Here is a 13184-nt window from a genome sequence, read left to right as displayed (position 1 = left end):
ATAAAGGCGATTTATCACCTGACAAAATCCCGCGTGTAATAGTGTGAAGGTGGCTCAAAGCATGGAAATCGGGCGCACCAGCAACGCGATTAAACATACAGAGTGGATAACCCTTGGTGAGTTCATCTATGAGTAAAACATCTTGGGGTCAATTTTGGGAACAGCTTTTCAGGCTTTTTCCATTAAATGACATCATCTCACTATCAGTATGTACTGCATCTACCCTTCCTTTGTATTTGGTAAGGAGATGGCTTAAGTTTAGTACAATTCTCGTAGGGTTGGGGTTTAGAGTTTCACATTTTGGATTGAGAAATTGTCTGGTTTTTGATTTGACTGAGCAATTGTAAATCATCGGAAATCGACAATTTAAAATTTGAAATTGATTGGGCGTGAAGTGATGGCGAAGTGAAAGGACAAATAAATTGAGAAGCTAAGGACTGATTCGCTACATGGAATTTTCAATCGCTACACTACTTTCTAATTTTCCCGATGAAAAATTGGTAGCTGCCAAAGTTTTGGAAAAAAAACTAGGTTGTACTGATGAGCCGAGTTTACGCAAACTACAAATTATCTTGGATGCCTTGGAAAAAATTGGCGTTTTAATCAAGGAACGAGGTAAGTATCGGCGAGTTTTTGAACCGGGAATTGTAGAAGCAAAACTGCGCTGTTCTAGTAAGGGTTTTTGTTTCGCGATTCAAAATGTGGAAGGGGCAGCGGATATTTATGTCCGGGAAAGTCATTTGAGTACGGCTTGGAATGGCGATCGCGTTTTGGTAAAAATTACTAAGGAAGGCAACCGGAGAAGAAGCCCTGAAGGGGAAGTAAAACTAATTTTAGAACGTGCTAATCCCAGCGTTTTAGCCCGGATCAAACAAAGCATGGATACCACGGGAAAAGTGTTTTACAAAGCGGTTCCTTTAGACGATCGCTTATTGTTTGAACTGGATTTAGTTCCCAATGGTGTAGATTTAAATGCGGCGATCGATCATCTAGTACACGCAGAAATTGTTCGCTATCCTTTGGCATCTTATCCTCCTATTGGTAGAGTCGCTCAAGTCCTTGGTAGTGACGCTGAAGCAGCTGCCGATATTGATATTGTCTGCTGTAAACATGACTTACCTCGGAAATTTTCGTCAAATGTCCTCTCCTCCCTGGAAAAGTTTTCTAGCAAAATTAGCAAAACTATATTAAAGAATCGCCTTGATTTACGTCATTTAATTACTTTGACTGTAACTCCGGCAGGCGCTCAGATTGACGGACAAAATTCGCTGGTAGAACAAGCTTTTACCTTGGAAAAAATTGAGGGTGATTTATGGCGAGTGGGGATTCACATTGTTGATATTGCCCATTATGTACCAGCTGATTCTCCCTTGGATCGGGAGGCAAAAAGACGTGGGCGATCGGTACATTTAGGTGATACAGTATTGCCGATGTTGCCTGAAGCTTTGCTGGATCATTGTTCCTTATTACCCGGAGAAAATCATTTAGCTATTTCAGTATTACTTTCTTTATCTAGTGATGGCGAAGTAGTGGAATTTGAGATGCAAAGAAGTGTGATTCAAGTAGATTTTCAACTAACTGAATCTCAAGCACAAGCAATTCTTTTACGTCATCATACAGATTTGGATTTAGAAGCAGATGATTTGGAAGAATTGTCTCCGGTATTTGCTACTCTCGATCAACTCTTTGTCTTGAGTCGAAGTATTAGAGAAAAACGTCTAGAAAGGGGCAGTTTTGAATTAAGGCTGCCAGATGAAGAAAGCCAATTTAATGATGAAGGAGTAGCTGATGCTGTACTCAATTTGCCCAATCATCCGGCGCAGTCAATGGTCAGGGAATTAATGATTTTAGTTAATCAAATTGTCGGTAGTCATTTAGCCGCTTTGGGAGTGCCAGGTATTTACCGAGTGCAACCAGCACCCGACCCAGATGATGCCGCAGAATTGCATAAGTTAGCCAGTAATTTAGAAATAGATTTGCAACTCGATAATGAAGATGCTGTCACACCTTTTGATTTTCAAAAATACATTGAGGATTTTTCGCAGTCTCGGGCAGAAAAGGTTTTAAATTCTTTGTTGAAATCAACTTTAAGACCAGCTGTTTACAGCACTACTTCGGGATCTCATTTTAGTTTGGCTTTGCCTGGTGCCTATACTCATTTTGTTTCTCCGGCAAGACGTTATGCAGATTTAACGGTGCAGAGAATACTTTCATTAGTGTTCGATGAAGGACGCGATCGCCGGAGTACTCGTGTCAAAGAAAGGGTGAATTTATATCATAGTTCTTGTCACGGACAAATTAATTGGAATGTTCTACCACCAAATATTCAAGAAGAGTTAGAGGACGAATTGGGAGCGTTAATTGTACCTCTAAATGAACGAGAAAAGGAAGTACAAGAAGCGGAAACCGATTTGGCAGGTTTGAAGAAAGCCGAACTAATGAAAGAGCGAACTGGAGAGATTTTCCCCGGCGTAATTACTGGTGTCCAATCTTATGGTTTCTTTGTGGAAATGGAAGTGCCATTAGCTAATGGGATATATTTTTATCCCGAGGGTTTGGTTCATGTATCATCTTTAAAAGATGATTGGTATGAGTATCGCTCTCGTCAAGAAGCATTAATGGGACGCAAAAATCGCAAGCAATATCGGTTGGGCGATCGCGTAGAAGTGCAAGTAAAAAGCGTAGACTATTATCGTCAGCAGATAGATTTAGTAACTGTTGGCAGTGATGGCGATCTCGAAGATGATGACCGCGATGATTATCCATTCCCCAATTTTGATGATGAGTAATGTTATTTGTTATTGGTCATTGGTCATTTGTTGAGTATTTTAATAACTAATGACCAATGACGAATCACAAATCACAAATGACAAATAATAAATAACTAATGACTAAACCTTTAATTTTGGGAATTTCTGGGGCATCGGGCTTAATTTATGCGGTTCGAGCCTTAAAATTTTTGCTAGAAGCTGATGTGAGCGTCGAACTAGTAGCCTCTAAATCTACTTACATGGTTTGGCAAGCAGAACAAAACATCCGACTTCCTAGCGAACCAATTCAACAAGAACAATTTTGGCGCGAACAAGCAAAAGTATTTACTCAGGGAAAATTACGTTGTCATCCTTGGGGCGATGTCGGCGCAAATATTGCTAGCGGTTCTTACCGCACTCTGGGAATGATCGTCATGCCTTGTAGCATGAGTACAGTAGCAAAGTTGGCAGTAGGTTTAAGTTCCGACCTTTTGGAACGAGCCGCAGATGTCCAACTCAAAGAAGGTCGTAAACTGGTATTAGTACCCCGTGAAACTCCCTTTAGCTTAATTCACCTGCGAAACTTAACCAGTTTAGCGGAAGCAGGTGCCAGAATTGTCCCTGCTATTCCCGCTTGGTATCACAACCCCCAAACTATTGAGGATTTGGTAGATTTTGTAGTAGCCCGTGCTTTAGATCAGTTAGATATTGATTGTGTTCCGTTAGAACGTTGGCAAGGGCGGGGAGCAGGGAAGATAATTTAAAACTTAGTAGTTTTTCTCTAACTCAAAATTCAAAAATCAAAACTTTTCAAACATGGTTGTTCGCATTTTAATACTATTAATGGCTCTTGGAGGGTTGACAGTGTTTGCCCTTCAGAATTCTACGCCGCTGAAGTTGGTGTTTTTGGGGATGACAACCCAATCATTACCATTAGGATTTTGGATCTTAGCGGCTGTGGTAGCTGGGGTACTGACAGCTTTGGCTGTGGCTTGGCTGTTACACATTATTAATACTTGGGGAAATGCGAAATTGCAATCTCGAATTCGTCAGTTAGAAGCTGAAAAAGCTAGTTACCAAAGTCAAAGTCGAGAGTCTACTTCTAGCTATCAAAGTTATTCTTATTCGGCAGCAAGTAGCAGTGCTGGGAGTGCTGGGAGTGCTTCGTCAACTGTGAATAGTAATGAAGAGTGGGAAGAAGAAGAGGATGATGAGCTAGAGGATTCTAGTTACGATCGCTCTAGTTCTAATATGCCGAGTGATGAGAGCGATCGCAATTACGAAGTTAAACAAGAACCAACAAGTAGTTATCATTCTGGTTCGGTTTATTCCTATAGCTACAAAAATCCTAGCGATTCCGCAGTTGGGAAAACTGAATCAGTTTATGATGCCGAATATCGGGTAATTACTCCACCTTATCGCCCTTTGGATACAGAGGAAGAGGAGTACAATCCTGAATCTCCACCATCTAATCAACAGAATAATAATAATAATGATGATGATGACAAGGATTGGGGTTTTGTTGACGATGAAGATTGGGATTTAGATGATGATAACGACAATCCCCGATCTGACAAGCCGCGATCCTGATAATAATCTAAAAATTGTCGAGGTATGAAAATTTTAATTGTATATTTTGAAATAATCATTACCCTTTTTAAATGAAATAGCTGATTATGACTGGCCCAACTGCAACCTTACTGATTTCTTGTCCCGATCAGAAGGGACTGGTAGCTAAATTTGCTAACTTTATCTACTCGAATGGTGGCAATATTATCCACGCCGATCAGCATACAGATTTTGCAGCTGGGCTATTTTTAACTCGGATTGAGTGGCAACTAGAAGGGTTTAATTTACCAAGGGAAATAATTGGGACTGCTTTTAATGCGATCGCTGCACCTCTACAATCTAACTGGCAGTTACATTTCTCTGATACTGTTCCTAAAATTGCCATTTGGGTAAGTAAGCAAGACCATTGTTTATATGATTTAATTTGGCGACATAAAGCGAAAGAGTTTGCTGCCGAAATTTCTTTAATTATTAGTAATCACCCTGACTTACAGGAAATAGCCAACCAATTTGGCGTTGATTATCATCATATTCCCATTAATAAAGATAACAAAATCGAGCAAGAAGCTAAACAATTAGAACTCTTGCAAAAATATCAAATAGATTTAATCGTTCTGGCAAAATATATGCAAATTCTCAGCCAGGATTTTGTTAGTAAATTTCCTAAAGTTATTAATATTCATCACTCATTTTTACCTGCCTTTGTCGGCGCAAATCCATATCATCAAGCTTACCAAAGAGGAGTAAAAATTATCGGTGCTACCGCCCATTATGTCACCGCAGATTTAGACGCAGGGCCAATTATTGAACAGGATGTAGTAAAAGTTAGTCACCGAGATAATATAGATGATTTAATTCGCAAAGGTAAAGATTTAGAAAGAGTAGTTTTAGCCAGAGCAGTTCGCGCTCATTTAAAAAATCGTGTATTAGTTTACGGCAATCGCACCGTAGTTTTTGAATAAAAAATTACTTGTAGAGTGCGTTAGCGCAGCGTAACGCACTCTACAATTTATTCTTGTGCTTGTGGTGTATTTGCAGAATTAGACACCGAAACATCCTGCTTGGGAGAGAAAAATTTCTGTTTAATCCAAGCAGTCAAAATGTGAGAAAGTAAACCTAAAGGGCCAGCAAATAAGCATAACAAAATGGAATGGGTGGTAAAAATACCTGTTTTTTGCCCTTCCCAATAAATCCACCTACCCACAAATAAATCCATCACTAAAAAGTGAGTCCATCCGGTTGCAGCTGCTCTTTCTTCACCAAAAAAGCGGGCAATATCTACTAATTGAGGATTGGCTAATGCTTGAGCAGATTCCGATGTAATTGTACCTGTAAGTAAGTATAAATACAGTCCAGCTAAAATTACAAACGGAACATAAGATTCCATTACTCGCCTAGTAATACTCCAGTTCGGTAAGAGAATCATCAGTACCCAAAAGGGTAAAACAAACAGGTTAGAGAGGTTAAACAGTTGAGCCAGCATTAAAATAAAAAAAACTAGGTTTACTAAATCTTAGCTATCTTACCTGGTATTCCCTGGAAATTAAATCCAGAAGAATAACCCGGATGCAGGATGCCAATTGTTTTAAGATAAGTAAAGCTAGTTATAGCACTCACTTTAATTAACAAAGAGGTTAATAGCCAATAGATCGGCTTTCGGCTGATTTTAAGGCTTTGTCACATCCCAAAGGAGACTGGCAAAGAAATGATTGATATGTCTGTAATTAATTTAGTTACTTCCTTAATTGTAGGAATTGCTGCTTTTTGGGCTTATTCTCAGGCTAAAGCAGAGCCACCTACAAAGGAAATTGTTTGTGCTTGCGCTGTAGTTATTCTTCTCGTTAGTTTTGTTTGGTTTGTAGTCAGCGCACCTTGGTTTTTAAATCTTGCCCTTTTAGCAGCTTTAATGGCTATTGGTAAATAGGGTTATGGTAAGTTAGATATAAAAAAAGAGGTGAATTATTCCAAATTTGGCATTAATTTCACCTCTCCTTAAAGAATTATTTAATTGTTATAGCAGGCTCTTTTGTTTGAGTAGTTACTGAGTTAATTTGCTCGGTTGTTTCGGGATCTTCAATTCCCAAATGTTTCTCCAAAAGTGCTAAGTTACGAATATTAGATTTATAGAAAGCATCGAATAAGTCACCTACTAAAGGTACTGTACCCACTACTGCTTCTAATGCCACATTAAAGATCATTTGTCTAAAGATTTGTGGGGGAAGGCGAAAGCGAGCAGCTAAGTAAATTAAATAAGCAGAAAAGGCTGTACTAATTAAGTCTCCGGCACCTGGAACTAAACCAATAATGGGGTCTAAACCGAAGCGGAAACCAACGATCGGAACGCGAAAGGCGCTATCCATTAAGTAGGTGAATTTGCGAATGCGGTTGAGGGTAGCAAGACGTTCGAGAGTATTGATAGTGTTCATGTTTTGATTGTGGTACGATCGCCTTAATTAATCTTCTACCCCCAGCAAGATCGAGCTTTCTATCTGTGGGGGTATCAGGATAAAAGATGAATATAATGTTGCTAATTAGTTGGCGGAAACTGCATCGACATCGATAGTATTAGGCTGAGGATCGGACTGCTTATTCTTGTTATTTTTCCGCGATTCTAGTAGCATTTGCGAAACTTCTGTTACTAATAAGGTAGCAACTACAGTGTCATCAATCCAGCCAACGATCGGAAATACGTCTGGGGAAATATCTACAGGGCCAACTAAATATAATAGTGTACCAAGGACTATTAACCAGCGATATTTAGGATGGCGAATTGTTTGACGATACCAGTTATATATGTTTTCTACGATAGTTTTTTTCATGGTTAATCTTTCCTTGGTCTGCCCTTTGAATTTACAAGATCATCTTCGCTAATCGATCGAAGTTTTTCGAGTGGAGATTGCCGCTAATTTGGTAGTATAAATCCCATCTCGGAAAACCGAATACTCTTGAAGGGTTAACCGAATCAATCTAAAATTATTAATTAACTAACTTGCCAAATATTAATGAAAAACGAAATTCAAAGAATGCAAGCTGTACAGTCACCAATTATTCCTGTAGTTGGTGAGTTAATTCGCAGTTGTCCGGGAACTATTTCTTTGGGTCAAGGTGTGGTATATTATGCTCCTCCACCAGAGGCAGGACAACAAATTTCACGATTTTTGGCGTTACCACAAAACCATAAATATCAAGCGGTTGAAGGTATTACTCCTTTATTAGAAGCAATTGCTGCTAAGTTGTGGGTAGAAAATCAGATTCAAATTAATCAGAATAACTGTATTGTGGTGACTGCTGGTAGTAATATGGGGTTTATGAATGCGATTTTAGCAATTGCTAATCCGGGAGATGAGATCATTCTGCAAACGCCTTATTATTTTAATCATGAAATGGCGATCGCGATCGCTAGCTGTCGTCCGGTATTAGTCAGAACTGATGAGAATTATCAATTGCTTCCTGATGCGATTTCTTCAGCAATTACTAATAAAACTAAAGCAGTAGTTACAATTTCTCCCAATAACCCCACTGGTGCTGTTTACCCCCAGGAAACACTACAAGCTGTTAATGAAATTTGCCGTCAAAGGGGGATTTATCATATTAGCGACGAAGCTTACGAATATTTTACTTACAATGGAGTCAAGCACTTTTCTCCAGCAGCAATTCCCGAAAGTAACGACTATACAATTTCCCTGTTTTCTCTTTCTAAGGCTTATGGTTTTGCTTCTTGGCGGATTGGTTATATGGTAATTCCGCAACATTTATTAGTGCCAGTTAAGAAGATTCAAGATACTATATTAATTTGTGCGCCAGTAATTTCTCAGTATGCCGCTTTAGGTGCATTGCAAGCTGGAGTAAATTACTGTCAGGAAAAACTACAAGCCATTACTAAAGTCCGCGAAATTGTGCTTCAGGAATTGCAAAGCATTTCCGAATTATGTATAATTCCTCCGGCTGATGGTGCATTTTATTTCTTGTTAAAAATTCAAACTGATTTGGGGGCAATGGAATTAGTAGAACGTTTAATTCGTGAATACAAGGTAGCAGTAATTCCGGGCACAACTTTTGGCATGGATGATGGTTGTTATCTGCGTGTTGCTTATGGTGCATTGCAAGCGGAAACAGCCCAAGCAGGTATCAGTAGATTAGTGAAAGGTTTGCAGGATATTTTATCTTAAACTGAGGAAGAATGATGAATCAAAAACCACATTTGCGGAACTGGGAACAGTTATATCAAGAACAAGAAGTTGAGTCTATGCCTTGGTTTAATGGTGATTTAGACCCAGATATAGAAAAAAAATTAACCAAGTTAAATTTAACTAAGGGAAGTGTATTAGATATTGGTACTGGACCGGGTACGCAAGCAATTATTTTAGCGGAAAGAGGTTTTCAAGTTACTGCTACCGATCTTTCGGAAACAGCTATCAAAAAAGCTGCTGCTAAAGCGGCAGAAAAGGGATTGAATGTTAACTGGCAACAGGATGATATTCTTCATAGTAAAGTTTCTGGGGAGTTTGATGTAATTATCGATCGCGGTTGTTTTCATATCTTCCCCCCGGAAAATAGACAAGATTACCTTAATGTGGTGTATAGTTTGCTGAAACCGAAAGGTTATTTACTATTAAAATGCTTTTCTTACTTAGAAACTAGGGAAGGTGGGCCGCATAGATTTACACCAGAGGAGATTAGAGAAATTTTCAGTCCTAAGTTACAAGTAGTTTCTATTGAGGAAACAGTTTATTACGGTAATTTAGATCCTCATCCTTTGGCTTTATTTAATACCATGCAAAAAACTTGAGCATTAATTTTTAGCGGTTTTTGCTAAATTGGCACTTTTTCAAGGGTTGGCAATTTAATGAATTGATTTTTTTGCTTAGGTGGGGAAAAGTGCGATCGAGTTTTCTAAAGCTGCATTTACTATGATTTTCGCCGATAACTCTATTCCACAGAGATGTATTAGTCTAAATATTGGCATATTGGCGAAAAATTCAATTTTTAGGTTGTCAACTCATCTATTTAACTGGAATTACTCAAGAATGGGAAACAGCTTTGAAAACTCGTCAACTTTTTTCCGGTTACTTACGTGCAAATCGCTAAGGGGAATTAATGAAAGTTAGGCTACCTCAGATAGCCATCCCGCATTTCTGCCAACAGAAGAACCAATTAACTCGCGAGACTCTTGCTTGACTTGACCAGACATTGCTGCAAATTGCAGTTTCATGAAAGCATCAAGGTCTTCCAAGTCGTACTTATTTTGCAACAAATGTCGCAACTGTTCTTCGGCTGCCAGACTAAGATAACCAGTTTTCAAAGCTTGTTGAACTACTTCACGAATGAGGTACATACTGAATCACCAATTAAATTCTTAGATGCAAATTACAACAGAGGTAAAAATACCGAACTACAACAAGTCATCTCAGGGAAAACACAAGTTAAATTAGTGAAAGCCTACAGTACTGGGCATATTACTAAGCTCATAGTTGAGCTAGTACATATTATATATTACTTATTTGACTCATTGCTTTACGGTAAATTCATGAACTTTTTATGAAACTTTTATGAAGTTAATGTTAAGTCATTTTTAGCGAATCCGTTACTATACGGATGTTAGTAATTGCGTTAATATTTATAATAAAAATGATCGAAATCGCTAAAATTAGCAGATAGTTAAATAAACGTTAGTCTGCTTGATAATGCTGTCTACATTTAAACAAGTGGAATCAGGGGAATTTATAGAAGCTAGTTACAATTGGAAGCTAGAGAAATTATATGTAGATCTTGCTTCAGCAAAAAATAAAGGACTAACACCTGTAGAAAAGAAAATTCTCCGCGGATTACTTTGTGGTTATAGTCCTAGAGAAATAGCAGATATTATTTATAAAACTTCTAGTAGTAGTTCAGTGAGAGTTTACCTTTCTAATGGTTTGTACAAATACCTGGAAGTGATGTTGTATTCTCAGACTAGTCAAAAGGTAAAAATTAACCATTGGAGTCGGGTAACAAACATCTTAGAAGAAGCTGGTTATAAATTATCTTCTAGTGTCTCGCAGCAATTTACACCAAGCTTGATTGAAGAAAGCGTTCCACCAGTAATTAGGCAAAATTTTGATTGGGGCGAAGCAGTTGACACCAGTATCTTTTATGGTAGAGAGAAAGAATTAGCACAATTAAAAAATTGGATTATTCAAGATCGTTGTCGCTTAGTGTCTTTGCTGGGTATGGGTGGAGTTGGTAAAACCACTTTATCGGTAAAGTTAGCAGAACAGGTACAGGATAATTTTAAATATTTGATTTGGCGATCGCTACATCATCCCCCGCAACTAGCAGAACTTTTAGCTAGTTTGCTAAAATTTTTAACCCCAGAACAAGACAATCAGTTCATTTTATCAGATACGATCGCTGGCAGAACTACCCAATTAATTGAATGTTTCCGAAACTCCCGTTGTTTGCTAGTATTAGATAACCTTGATTCCTTGTTGCAACCCTGCACTTATGCAGGGATTTTTCGCCCGGAATATGAGGAATATCAAGAGTTTTTTCAGCGGCTTGGCGAGGTATTACATCAAAGTTGCGTGGTGTTAACTAGTCGAGAAAAACTGAAAGATGTAGCAGCCATCGAAGGGGTTACACTCCCCGTAAGAGCTTTACAATTAAAAGGGTTAACTGAAGTAGATTGCCAAGAAATAATTAAAGCTAAAGGAGTCACTTGTTCTGAGTATGAATGGCGCTTACTAGTTAATCGCTATGCAGGTAATCCCTTAGTTTTAAAAATAGTTTTAACAACAATTTTAGAATTATTTGACGGTAAAGTTGCCAGTTTTTTAAAGCAAAATATCTTGGTTTTTGGGGGAGTGCGGGAGTTAATAGAAGAACAATTAAACCGGATTTCCGCAGTTGAAAAAAAAGTATTGTACTGGTTAGCTCTGAAACAAGATATTTTACTTTTATCCGCCGCGGTAGTTGATGAAATGCCACCGGGAATGACCAAAATGGAGTTACTGGAAACCCTGGAATCCTTGATTAGGCGATCGCTAATCCACAAACATACTACTACTTTCAAACTCCTGCCAATATTTAAAGAATATCTTAATCAACAACTTAACGAACAAAACCAACTTCAGAAAGAGGTCATTTCCTAGCCAAATCCAGGTAAACTGAATAGCAGTCCTCAGTCTATGAAACTTAAAACCTCAACAAGTGGATAATATTCTCAAAGACATAAGTGTTTATTTAATTGGCATGATGGGTGCTGGGAAAACCACTGTAGGGCATTTACTAGCGCAAGAACTAGGTTACAGCCGTTTTTTTGACACCGATACTTTAATTGAACAGTTAGCTCAAGGTCAAACCATTAACGAAATTTTTGCAACCGCTGGTGAAGAAGCCTTCCGGGAATTAGAAACCCAAGTGTTAGCGGAACTCTGTACCTACAAAAGAACCGTAGTTTCCACAGGTGGGGGTATAGTATTGCGACAAAAAAATTGGAGTTACTTGCAACATGGTTTGGTAATCTGGCTAGATGTACCAGTAGAATTACTGATAAAGCGTTTGCAAGAGGACAACAGCCGACCTTTGTTAAAAGATACTGACCCAGAAAAAAAGCTGCAAATGCTTCTAGAACAAAGACAGCCACTGTATAGCCAAGCTGACTTAAGAATTACAGTTCAACCGCAAGAAACGCCCGAACAAATTACCAAACGCATTTTGGCGGAAATTCCCTTGGTGTTAAAACCTCCCGTAGTTCCCCCCAGCGATTTTAATTGATTAAAAAACTATAAAGTGTTGCCATTGCGATCTTTTTTGCCATCCAAACTCAACTAAACTGCATCTAAAACCTTTTCGGATTACAAAATAAACTTATGGTTCAAGAACTCGATTTGACTCCAACTACTGATGCTACTCGCGTCCGAGTACTCAGCGAAGCATTACCTTACATTCAACAATTTGCTGGACGTACTGTGGTAATTAAGTATGGTGGCGCAGCGATGAAAGACAGTTCGCTGAAAGATAAAGTAATGCGCGATATTGTCTTTTTGTCTTGTGTTGGTTTGCGTCCGGTTGTGGTGCATGGTGGTGGCCCAGAAATTAATTCTTGGCTGGATAAACTAGGAATAGAACCACAATTTAAAAATGGTCTGCGAGTCACAGATGCAGCCACAATGGAAGTTGTGGAAATGGTTTTGGTGGGTAAGGTAAATAAGGAAATTGTCACTTTAATTAATCAAGCTGGTGGTTTAGCGATCGGTTTGTGTGGCAAAGATGGTAATTTGATCAAAGCACGTCCTGAAGGTCAAGAAGGAATTGGCTTTGTGGGAGAAGTTAGTGCGGTGAATATTAGCATCTTAGATTCCTTACTTAAAAGTGGATATATTCCGGTAGTTTCCAGTGTTGCTGCTGATGAAACTGGACAAGCTTACAATATTAATGCTGATACTGTAGCGGGAGAATTGGCAGCTGCTTTAGGTGCAGAAAAGTTAATCTTACTAACAGATACTCCGGGAATTTTAAGAGATTACAAAGACCCTTCTACTTTGATTGCCAAAATGGATATTCAAGAAGCGCGTAATCTCATTACTTCTGGTGTGGTTGGTGGGGGAATGATTCCTAAAGTAAATTGCTGTGTGCGGAGTTTAGCTCAAGGTGTTCGCGCCACTCATATTGTAGATGGTCGGGTTCCTCATGCACTGTTATTAGAAATTCTCTCTGATGCGGGAATTGGCTCAATGATTGTTGCTTCTGAGTTTATGAATACTAGAGGTAAATAATTAGGATTCTCTTGTATTTATGGAGGATTGAGGATGACGATTTTTGGTAATCAAGTATTACTTAATAATAGTCAGGTTTAGCGATCGCCATAAGTACAAGAGATCGATT

At 38.6% G+C, this 13184-nt stretch carries 15 protein-coding genes; 11 read left to right on the top strand and 4 right to left on the bottom strand.

Annotated features, from left to right (window positions below):
* Nucleotides 1-449: 449 nt before the first annotated feature.
* From ACE1B6_RS18485 to purU, 4 genes are all read left to right on the top strand, one after another.
* Nucleotides 450-2789 carry a ribonuclease R family protein gene (locus tag ACE1B6_RS18485; RefSeq protein ID WP_413258723.1) on the top strand — a complete coding sequence of 780 codons (2340 nt, stop codon included), beginning with the start codon at nucleotides 450-452 and terminating at the stop codon, nucleotides 2787-2789.
* 98 nt (nucleotides 2790-2887) lie between these two features.
* The gene (locus tag ACE1B6_RS18480) at nucleotides 2888-3514 is read left to right on the top strand and encodes a flavin prenyltransferase UbiX (protein ID WP_413258722.1); all 627 of its coding nucleotides are present in this window, start codon (nucleotides 2888-2890) and stop codon (nucleotides 3512-3514) included.
* Between the two features lie 100 nt (nucleotides 3515-3614).
* Nucleotides 3615-4340 (top strand): LapA family protein, encoded by a 726-nt coding sequence (locus tag ACE1B6_RS18475; protein ID WP_413258721.1) that lies wholly within the window; start codon nucleotides 3615-3617, stop codon nucleotides 4338-4340.
* 86 nt (nucleotides 4341-4426) lie between these two features.
* Nucleotides 4427-5281: a formyltetrahydrofolate deformylase gene (gene purU / locus ACE1B6_RS18470; RefSeq protein WP_413258720.1), complete on the top strand. Its 855-nt coding sequence runs from the start codon at nucleotides 4427-4429 to the stop codon at nucleotides 5279-5281.
* Between the two features lie 47 nt (nucleotides 5282-5328).
* Here purU and ACE1B6_RS18465 read toward each other — a convergent pair whose 3' ends face one another.
* Complete coding sequence (locus ACE1B6_RS18465) at nucleotides 5329-5802, bottom strand: ABA4-like family protein (protein ID WP_413258719.1); 474 nt, start codon at nucleotides 5800-5802, stop codon at nucleotides 5329-5331.
* Nucleotides 5803-6024: 222 nt separating this feature from the next.
* Here ACE1B6_RS18465 and ACE1B6_RS18460 point away from each other — a divergent pair, with 222 nt between their 5' ends.
* Complete coding sequence (locus ACE1B6_RS18460; protein WP_413258718.1) at nucleotides 6025-6243, top strand: hypothetical protein; 219 nt, start codon at nucleotides 6025-6027, stop codon at nucleotides 6241-6243.
* A gap of 76 nt (nucleotides 6244-6319) precedes the next feature.
* On the opposite strand, the gene ACE1B6_RS18455 is transcribed toward ACE1B6_RS18460, so the two are convergent.
* Both ACE1B6_RS18455 and ACE1B6_RS18450 read right to left on the bottom strand, forming a co-directional pair.
* Nucleotides 6320-6736, bottom strand: a complete 417-nt coding sequence (locus tag ACE1B6_RS18455; protein WP_459563058.1) for a DUF4112 domain-containing protein — start codon at nucleotides 6734-6736, stop codon at nucleotides 6320-6322.
* Nucleotides 6737-6850: 114 nt separating this feature from the next.
* Nucleotides 6851-7138, bottom strand: coding sequence for a YkvA family protein (locus tag ACE1B6_RS18450; protein ID WP_413258716.1), 288 nt, complete (start codon nucleotides 7136-7138; stop codon nucleotides 6851-6853).
* A 183-nt stretch (nucleotides 7139-7321) separates the two neighbouring features.
* Here ACE1B6_RS18450 and ACE1B6_RS18445 point away from each other — a divergent pair, with 183 nt between their 5' ends.
* From ACE1B6_RS18445 to ACE1B6_RS18435, 3 genes are all read left to right on the top strand, one after another.
* A complete protein-coding gene (locus tag ACE1B6_RS18445) occupies nucleotides 7322-8488 on the top strand; it encodes a pyridoxal phosphate-dependent aminotransferase (RefSeq protein WP_413258715.1) in 1167 nt (388 codons plus the stop codon).
* A gap of 11 nt (nucleotides 8489-8499) precedes the next feature.
* Nucleotides 8500-9108, top strand: a complete 609-nt coding sequence (locus ACE1B6_RS18440) for a class I SAM-dependent methyltransferase (protein ID WP_413258714.1) — start codon at nucleotides 8500-8502, stop codon at nucleotides 9106-9108.
* Nucleotides 9109-9278: 170 nt separating this feature from the next.
* Complete coding sequence (locus ACE1B6_RS18435; RefSeq protein ID WP_413258713.1) at nucleotides 9279-9407, top strand: hypothetical protein; 129 nt, start codon at nucleotides 9279-9281, stop codon at nucleotides 9405-9407.
* Nucleotides 9408-9423: 16 nt separating this feature from the next.
* Here the strand turns inward: ACE1B6_RS18435 and ACE1B6_RS18430 are convergent, their stop codons facing one another.
* Nucleotides 9424-9654 (bottom strand): hypothetical protein, encoded by a 231-nt coding sequence (locus ACE1B6_RS18430; protein WP_413258712.1) that lies wholly within the window; start codon nucleotides 9652-9654, stop codon nucleotides 9424-9426.
* Nucleotides 9655-10003: 349 nt separating this feature from the next.
* Here ACE1B6_RS18430 and ACE1B6_RS18425 point away from each other — a divergent pair, with 349 nt between their 5' ends.
* The 3 genes from ACE1B6_RS18425 to argB all read left to right on the top strand — a co-directional run bounded on the left by ACE1B6_RS18425 (nucleotide 10004) and on the right by argB (nucleotide 13075).
* Nucleotides 10004-11449, top strand: coding sequence for a helix-turn-helix transcriptional regulator (locus ACE1B6_RS18425; RefSeq protein ID WP_413258711.1), 1446 nt, complete (start codon nucleotides 10004-10006; stop codon nucleotides 11447-11449).
* 58 nt (nucleotides 11450-11507) lie between these two features.
* On the top strand, nucleotides 11508-12074 hold the full coding sequence (locus ACE1B6_RS18420) for a shikimate kinase (protein WP_413258710.1): 567 nt from the start codon (nucleotides 11508-11510) through the stop codon (nucleotides 12072-12074).
* Nucleotides 12075-12169: 95 nt separating this feature from the next.
* Nucleotides 12170-13075 (top strand): acetylglutamate kinase, encoded by a 906-nt coding sequence (argB, locus tag ACE1B6_RS18415; protein ID WP_413258709.1) that lies wholly within the window; start codon nucleotides 12170-12172, stop codon nucleotides 13073-13075.
* Nucleotides 13076-13184 lie beyond the last annotated feature (109 nt).

Source organism: Floridaenema fluviatile BLCC-F154 (assembly GCF_041929135.1).
GTDB lineage: Bacteria > Cyanobacteriota > Cyanobacteriia > Cyanobacteriales > Aerosakkonemataceae > Floridanema > Floridanema fluviatile.
Note: the sequence above shows the minus strand (reverse complement) of the source record. Positions and strands in the feature narration are given on the sequence as shown.